The organism is Kitasatospora sp. MBT63 (assembly GCF_000710465.2).
Lineage (GTDB): Bacteria > Actinomycetota > Actinomycetes > Streptomycetales > Streptomycetaceae > Kitasatospora.
This window is the reverse complement of the sequence record NZ_JAIZ01000163.1, coordinates 1-5,981: the sequence shown is the minus strand read 5'-3', so window position 1 is coordinate 5,981 and position 5,981 is coordinate 1. Positions and strand designations below refer to the sequence as shown.

Annotated in this window: 8 protein-coding genes; 5 read left to right on the top strand and 3 right to left on the bottom strand. The window is 74.7% G+C overall.

Annotated features, from left to right (window positions below; genetic code table 11):
* Positions 1-232: 232 nt before the first annotated feature.
* On the top strand, positions 233-712 hold the full coding sequence (locus AA75_RS10860; RefSeq protein WP_033819681.1) for a macro domain-containing protein: 480 nt from the start codon (positions 233-235) through the stop codon (positions 710-712).
* On the opposite strand, the gene AA75_RS10855 is transcribed toward AA75_RS10860, so the two are convergent.
* Entirely contained in the window at positions 693-1,355 is a 663-nt protein-coding gene (locus tag AA75_RS10855; protein WP_051812110.1) for a GNAT family N-acetyltransferase, read from the bottom strand. The genes AA75_RS10860 and AA75_RS10855 overlap by 20 nt on opposite strands.
* Before the next feature lie 97 nt (positions 1,356-1,452).
* On the opposite strand from AA75_RS10855, the gene AA75_RS10850 reads away from it, so the two are divergent.
* The 4 genes from AA75_RS10850 to AA75_RS10835 all read left to right on the top strand — a co-directional run bounded on the left by AA75_RS10850 (position 1,453) and on the right by AA75_RS10835 (position 3,890).
* On the top strand, positions 1,453-1,881 hold the full coding sequence (locus tag AA75_RS10850) for a hypothetical protein (RefSeq protein ID WP_033819680.1): 429 nt from the start codon (positions 1,453-1,455) through the stop codon (positions 1,879-1,881).
* 13 nt (positions 1,882-1,894) lie between these two features.
* The gene (locus AA75_RS10845) at positions 1,895-2,377 is read left to right on the top strand and encodes a thiol-disulfide oxidoreductase DCC family protein (RefSeq protein WP_051812109.1); all 483 of its coding nucleotides are present in this window, start codon (positions 1,895-1,897) and stop codon (positions 2,375-2,377) included.
* A gap of 194 nt (positions 2,378-2,571) precedes the next feature.
* Positions 2,572-3,267: a TetR/AcrR family transcriptional regulator gene (locus AA75_RS10840; protein ID WP_233288982.1), complete on the top strand. Its 696-nt coding sequence runs from the start codon at positions 2,572-2,574 to the stop codon at positions 3,265-3,267.
* Positions 3,264-3,890: a hypothetical protein gene (locus AA75_RS10835; RefSeq protein WP_033819679.1), complete on the top strand. Its 627-nt coding sequence runs from the start codon at positions 3,264-3,266 to the stop codon at positions 3,888-3,890. Before AA75_RS10840 ends, AA75_RS10835 begins: the two co-directional genes overlap by 4 nt.
* Before the next feature lie 39 nt (positions 3,891-3,929).
* Here the strand turns inward: AA75_RS10835 and AA75_RS10830 are convergent, their stop codons facing one another.
* Positions 3,930-5,210: a GNAT family N-acetyltransferase gene (locus tag AA75_RS10830; protein WP_051812108.1), complete on the bottom strand. Its 1,281-nt coding sequence runs from the start codon at positions 5,208-5,210 to the stop codon at positions 3,930-3,932.
* A 134-nt stretch (positions 5,211-5,344) separates the two neighbouring features.
* Positions 5,345-5,981 (bottom strand): C40 family peptidase (locus AA75_RS10825; protein ID WP_149038063.1); only part of this gene is annotated, 637 nt, incomplete at its 5' end.

The window sequence follows — 5,981 nt, the reverse complement described above, 5'->3', positions numbered from 1 at the left end:
GTGCCCGCCGCGGCCGCGCTGCTGGCCCTGCTGACCGCGGTCGCCGGCGGCCGCCACCTGCGCCGGCCGGCCCAGCCGTCCGAACCGGCCCATCCGTCCGAACCGGCCGACCCGGCGCGTCCTGCCGGACCGCCCGCACCCGCGCCCGCGACGGCGTGACGCGGCGGAGGGTCGAGCGGGCGGTCAGCCGCGCGTCGGCGCCGTGTCAGTGCCTCCCCTTAGGCTCCGGTCCATGGAGGCGGCGATCGAGTACCTGCGTGGTGACGCCACCGCCCCGCAGGCCAAGGGCGTCAAGGTGATCGCGCACGTCTGCAACGACCTGGGCCGCTGGGGCAAGGGCTTCGTGCTCTCACTGTCCCGGCGCTGGCCCGAGCCGGAGGCGGCGTACCGGCGCTGGCACCAGGAGCGGGCGCGCAACGACTTCGGTCTCGGCTCGCTGCAACTGGTGCGGGTCGGCCCCACCCTGTGGGTGGCCAACATGGTGGGCCAGTGCGGCATCAGGACCGGTCGCTCCACGGGCACCCCGGTCCGCTACCCGGCCCTCGACACCGCACTGGCCCGGCTGGGCACCGAGGCGCTGCTGCTGGGCGCGTCCGTGCACATGCCGCGGATCGGCTGCGGGCTGGCGGGCGGCCGCTGGGACCTGGTCGAGCCGATGGTCCGCGCCCGGCTGACCGCCCGCGGGGTCCGGGTCACCGTCTACGACCAGTGACGTCCCGACGGCCGGTGTCGCCCCCAGCGCCACTGCCGTCCCCACGACCGGTCGCGGCCGCCGGCCAGCCGTACTCGTCCTGGGGCAGCAGGAACCCGCCCGGGAACTCCGCCACTCCCTCCGCCGTGCGCACCCCGCCCTCGCGCCGGTAGAACGCGACCGCCCGGCGGTTGGCCCGCAGGACGTGCAGCCGGACCGGGCCGTCCGCGGCGGCCAGCGCCGCCCGGAGCAGGCGACGCCCGATGCCGGCGCCGGTGTGTCCTGGGCGGACGTGCAGGTTGTCCAGCAGTGCGCGGCCGTCCGCCTCCGGCACCAGGTACGCGAAGCCGAGCAGCCCGCCGTCCGGCCGAGGCTCCGGCCGGCCGCCGTCCGGATGTGGCTCCGGCCGGCCGCCGCGGGGGTGCGGCGCCGGCTCGGCCAGCAGCAGGACCGGGGTCTCGGCCGGCTCGCCGTAGTACGCGCCTAGCCGTAGCTGCCACAGCTCGCGCTGCCAGGCCGGCCCCGCGTCGTCGAGCGCCCCGGGCGGCACGATGCCGCGGTAGGCGGCCTGCCGGCTGGCGCTGTAGAGGTCGGCGACCGCGGCCGCGTCGGCCTCGCCGCCCGCCCTGATGACGATCTCCGGGATGACGATCTCCGGTTCCATGCCGCCAGCCTCGCACACCCCGCACTTGAACATGTTCAAAAGAGCCCCTAGAGTCATGCCCACAAGGTTTTGAACACGTTCGAAACGGAGTGGTCCGATGGACTGCACAGTTGTCAGCTACGCCGCCTACCTCCCGGTCGCCACCGGCGTCACGGTCTGGGTGGCCCGGACGCTGAGCCGCAACGGCCGGGTCTTCCTGGCCGACGTGTTCGCCGGCGACGACCGCCTGGCCGACGCCGTCAACCAGCTGCTGGTGGTCGGCTTCTACCTGATCAACCTCGGCTTCGTCGCGCTCTGGATGCGCAACGGCGACACGGTCGGCGACCTCCAGGGCGTCTTCGACGCCCTCTCCTACAAGCTCGGCACCGTCCTCCTGCTGCTCGGGGTGATGCACCTCGGCAACGTCTACGTGCTCAACCGGATCCGCCGCCGGGGCAGCCTGGACCGGCAGCAGCGGCCGCCGCTCGCCCCGCAGGGCGTGGTGCCCGGCGCCCCGATGGCCGGGCCCTGGCCCGGCCAGGCCTGAGCGGGGTCCGGCCGTGGGACCGTCGACCGCGCACCCCGGCGGCCCGCCGCCGGTGCGCCGGCTGACCGTGCTGCACGACCCGGACTGCGGGCTCTGCCGGCAGCTCACCGCCTGGCTGCGCGGTCAGCACCAGCTGGTGCCGCTGGAGTTCCTCGCGGTGGCCGGGCCGGCGGCCCGGGCCCGGTACCCCGGGCTCGACCACGACGCCTCGCTCGGCGAGATCACCGTCGTCGCCGACACCGGCGAGGTCTGGCGCGGGGCACCCGCCTTCGTCGCCTGCCTCTGGGCGCTCTCCGGCCACCGGGCGCTCGCCGGGCGGCTCGCCACCCCGGCGGGCCTGCCGCTCGCCAGGGCGGCGGCCTTCGCCGCCGCCAGGTACCGCTCGGCCACGGGGGCCGGCCGGGCCGTACCGGATGTACAGGGGTCATCCGGTACGGCCCGGCCCGGCGGGGCGGGATCTGCTTGCGACTCGGGGACCTGCGTCGTACCCGGCTAGGCTCAGGGACCGTGGACGACGTGGCATCGACGCAGGGCGACAGCAGGCGACCCGGCTCCACCGGGGAGACCGAGGTGACCGGAGCGACCGGAGCGACCGGGGAGACCGGGGGCGGCGACCGGGCCGCGGCGCACGCGCCGGCCGGAACGGGACCCGTACCCGCCCCGGCCGGCGAGGTCCGCGGCGGCCGGGCGCTGCCCAAGACCGACAAGAGCGAGCAGACCAGGGCCCTGATCCTGGAGACGGCCATGCGGCTGTTCCAGGAGCGCGGCTACGACAAGACCACGATGCGCGCCATCGCCAAGGAGGCCGGGGTCTCGGTCGGCAACGCCTACTACTACTTCGCGTCCAAGGAGTACCTGATCCAGGGCTTCTACGACCGGATGACGTACGAGCACGCCGCCGACGCCCGGCAGCGGATGGCCCACACCAAGGACTTCGCGGAGCGGCTGGAGATCGCGCTGACCTCCTGGGTGGACTGTGCGGCGCCGTACCACGAGTTCGCCGCCCAGTTCTTCCGGACCGCAGCCGACCCGGACAGCCCGCTCAGCCCGTTCTCGAACGAGTCGCACCCGGCCCGGGCGACCGCGGTCGAGCTGTTCCGGGAGACCCTCAGCGGCTCCGAGCTGGCACCCAAGCTGGACGCCGAACTGGTCGAGCTGATGCCCGATCTGCTCTGGCTGCACCTGATGATCGTGGTGCTCTACTGGGTCTTCGACCGTACCCCGGACACCGAGCGGACCCGGGCCTTCGTCAAGCGCTGCACCCCGCTGGTGGCCAAGGTGGTCAACCTCTCCCGGTACCGGATCTTCCGCCCGCTGGTCCGCGACGCCAAGGGGCTGATCCAGGACTTCGTGCTGCCGACCGTCGGCCGCACCGTCCGGCCGTGACCACCACGGCCCGCACCGGGACCGCACCGACCGGGACCGCCCGTACCGGGACCGCACGGACCCACGTCGCACGGACCGTCACCGACCTGCTCCAGCCCCGCAACGTCCTGCTCGCCGGGATGACCGGCCTCGGGATCGCCGCGGCCGGGAGCTGGCGGGGTGCCCCGTGGGGGTTGCTCGGCGCGCTGTGCGCCGGGATCGTCCCCGCCTCCTACATCGAGTGGGAACGGCGGCGGGGCACCTGGGGCGACCGCCACGTCGTCGACCGCACCAAGCGCACACCGATCTTCCTGGTGATCCTCGGATCGATCGGGACCGGCTCGGCGGTGATGCTGCTGGGGCACGCCCCGCAGGGCATCCTGGTCGCGATGCTCGCGCTCTGGGGCATGACCGTCGGCCTGCTGGCCGTCAACACCGCCTGGAAGATCAGCGTGGACTCGGCGGTCGCCTCCGCCGTGGTCGCGATGCTCGCCGCCGTCGGCTCCCCCTGGTGGCTCGCCGTGTACCCGGCGGTCGGCGCGGTCTGCTGGTCCCGGGTCGCGCTCGGATACCACTCGGCCGCGCAGACCGTGGCCGGCGCGGCACTCGGGGCGGCGACCGCCGGCGCGTTCGTCCTGATCTGACGGCGCGCCGGGCGGACCCCACGCCGCCGGCTCCGCGGGTCAGAAACCGTCCGGGTTCCAGGCCCGGCGCGGGGTGCGCAGCAGCAGGTCCGCGGTGGCGGCCGCGCCGGGGGTGAGCTCGGTGAGCAGGGCGGCGGCGGCGAGCGTGGTCGCGCCGGACGCGCCGAGGTAGAGCTCGCCGAGCCGGCCCACGGTCAGTGCGAGATCGGGTTCCTCCCCCGTCGGAACGCAGCGCCCGGTGCCGTCGGCGGACGTCTCCAGCGCCCACCGGCCGCCGGCGTGGCCCGCCGGGTCGTCGACCTCCAGCACCAGCCGACCGGCGGCGGCGTAGCTGCGGGCCCCGAAGGCGGCCTCCAGGTCGAGCAGCCGCAGCCAGGTGAAGTCGCCGGTGTCCGGGTTGGGACGCACCCCGCGCGGGTCCTTGAGCAGCAGCCGCAGCGGGTCGTCCACGCCGAGGCTGTCGATGGCGATGGTGCGGACCCAGTCGACGGAGAAGACGAGCTGCCAGAGCGCGTTGGCGGTCGGCTGATCCAGCGCGAGGTGGTCGAGGACGGTGAGGGTGCAGGTGGGCACCATGCCGTCCCACTTGTCGTCGACGGTGTAGGTGATCAGGCCGGTGACCTCGCCCTCGGCGTCGCGGTGGAGCGCGGTGAACGGCTCCTTCCAGTCGTAGCCGGGGAGCGTGATGTCGCCGGTCTCCAGCCGCCACCAGGCCTCGGAGCGGCTGATGGCGCCGGGCTGGGTCCGGCGCCAGCGCTCGTGGAGTTCGGCGCCCAGCTTGCGGACGTCCGCCATCGGGACGAAGTCGATCCGGCCGCCGGACGGCAGCGGCAGGTCGGGCCGCAGGCCGCCGGAGCGGGCCAGGTCGATCTGCAGGCCGTGGGTGGTGGTGGCCGGGCCGAAGCCGTAGCGGCCGTAGATGTTGTACTCGGCGGCGATCAGGATCGCTGCCGCGCTGCCGCGCTCGCGGGCGGCGGCCAGGTCACGGTTGATCATGCCGGTGAGCAGGCCGCGGCGGCGGTGGGTGGCGGTGACCGTGACGGCGGTGATCGCGTCGACCGGCAGGGTGGCGCCGCCGGGCACGGTCAGCTCGGTGTCGAAGCTGCGGAAGGTGGCGACGCAGCGGCCCTGGTCCGAGGCGTCGAAGGCACCGAGGCAGCGGCCCGGCTCGAACAGCAACTGCCGCCAGTGGAGGCCGGAGCCGGTGTGCGGACGCAGGAAGCCGCGGGCGATGGCGCGGTCCCAGTCCGGGAGTTCGTCCTCGGTGACCGCGCGGATCTCGATCTCGTGGCCGAGCCGGCCCGGCGCTACGTTCCCCATCCGGCCACCGTACGGCGCAGGTCCGGGCCCGGCATCCGATTTTCCGCCCGGCCGCCCCGGGCACCTTCGCCGACGGGCGCCTTCACCCACAGGCGCCTTCACCCACAGGCGCCTTCACCGACGGGTGGCTTCAGCTACGGGCGGGCGTAGAAGTCCGGGCGCCCCATGATCCAGAGGCTGGCCTGTTTGATGGCGGTGCCGGGGCGGGGGGCCTCGATCATCTGGTCCTCGCCGAGGTAGATGCCGACGTGGTAGATGTCCGCCGGACGGCCGGTCCTGGTCCAGAACACCAGGTCCCCCGGGCGGAGTTGGCCGTACGAGACCGGGGTGGACTCGGCGTACTGGTCAGCCGCGAAGTGGGTGAGCCGCTTGCCGGCCTGACGCCAGGCCATCATGGTGAGCCCGGAGCAGTCGTAGCCGGTCTGGCCCTCCCCGCCCCAGATGTACGGAAGTCCGATCTTCGACTTGGCGAAGGCCACGGCCGCCTGCGCGCCCACCGCGGACCAGGGACCTCCGCTGACGGACCCACCGGCGGGCCCGGCGGCGGGGGCCGCCGGTGCCGAAGCCGCTGCGGCGGCGACCGCGGCCGCCCGCGCCTGCTCCTCGGCCTCGCGGGCGGCGATCTCGTCCAGCGCGTCCTGGCGGCGGCGCTCCAGTTCCAGGGTGGTGCTGCGGGCGGCCGCCAGCTCCGCGAGGAGTTCCTCGCGGCGGGCGGTGATCTCGGCGACCTGGGCCTGTTGGGCCGCCAGCCTGGCCTCGGCCTGCTCCCTG

Excerpts from the sequence above, each read along its gene's own strand:
- AA75_RS10860 (WP_033819681.1), top strand. The coding sequence starts at position 233 with ATGGAGGCGGCGATCGAGTACCTGCGTGGTGACGCCACCGCCCCGCAG.
- AA75_RS10855 (WP_051812110.1), bottom strand. The coding sequence starts at position 1,355 with ATGGAACCGGAGATCGTCATCCCGGAGATCGTCATCAGGGCGGGCGGC.
- AA75_RS10850 (WP_033819680.1), top strand. The coding sequence starts at position 1,453 with ATGGACTGCACAGTTGTCAGCTACGCCGCCTACCTCCCGGTCGCCACC.
- AA75_RS10830 (WP_051812108.1), bottom strand. The coding sequence starts at position 5,210 with ATGGGGAACGTAGCGCCGGGCCGGCTCGGCCACGAGATCGAGATCCGC.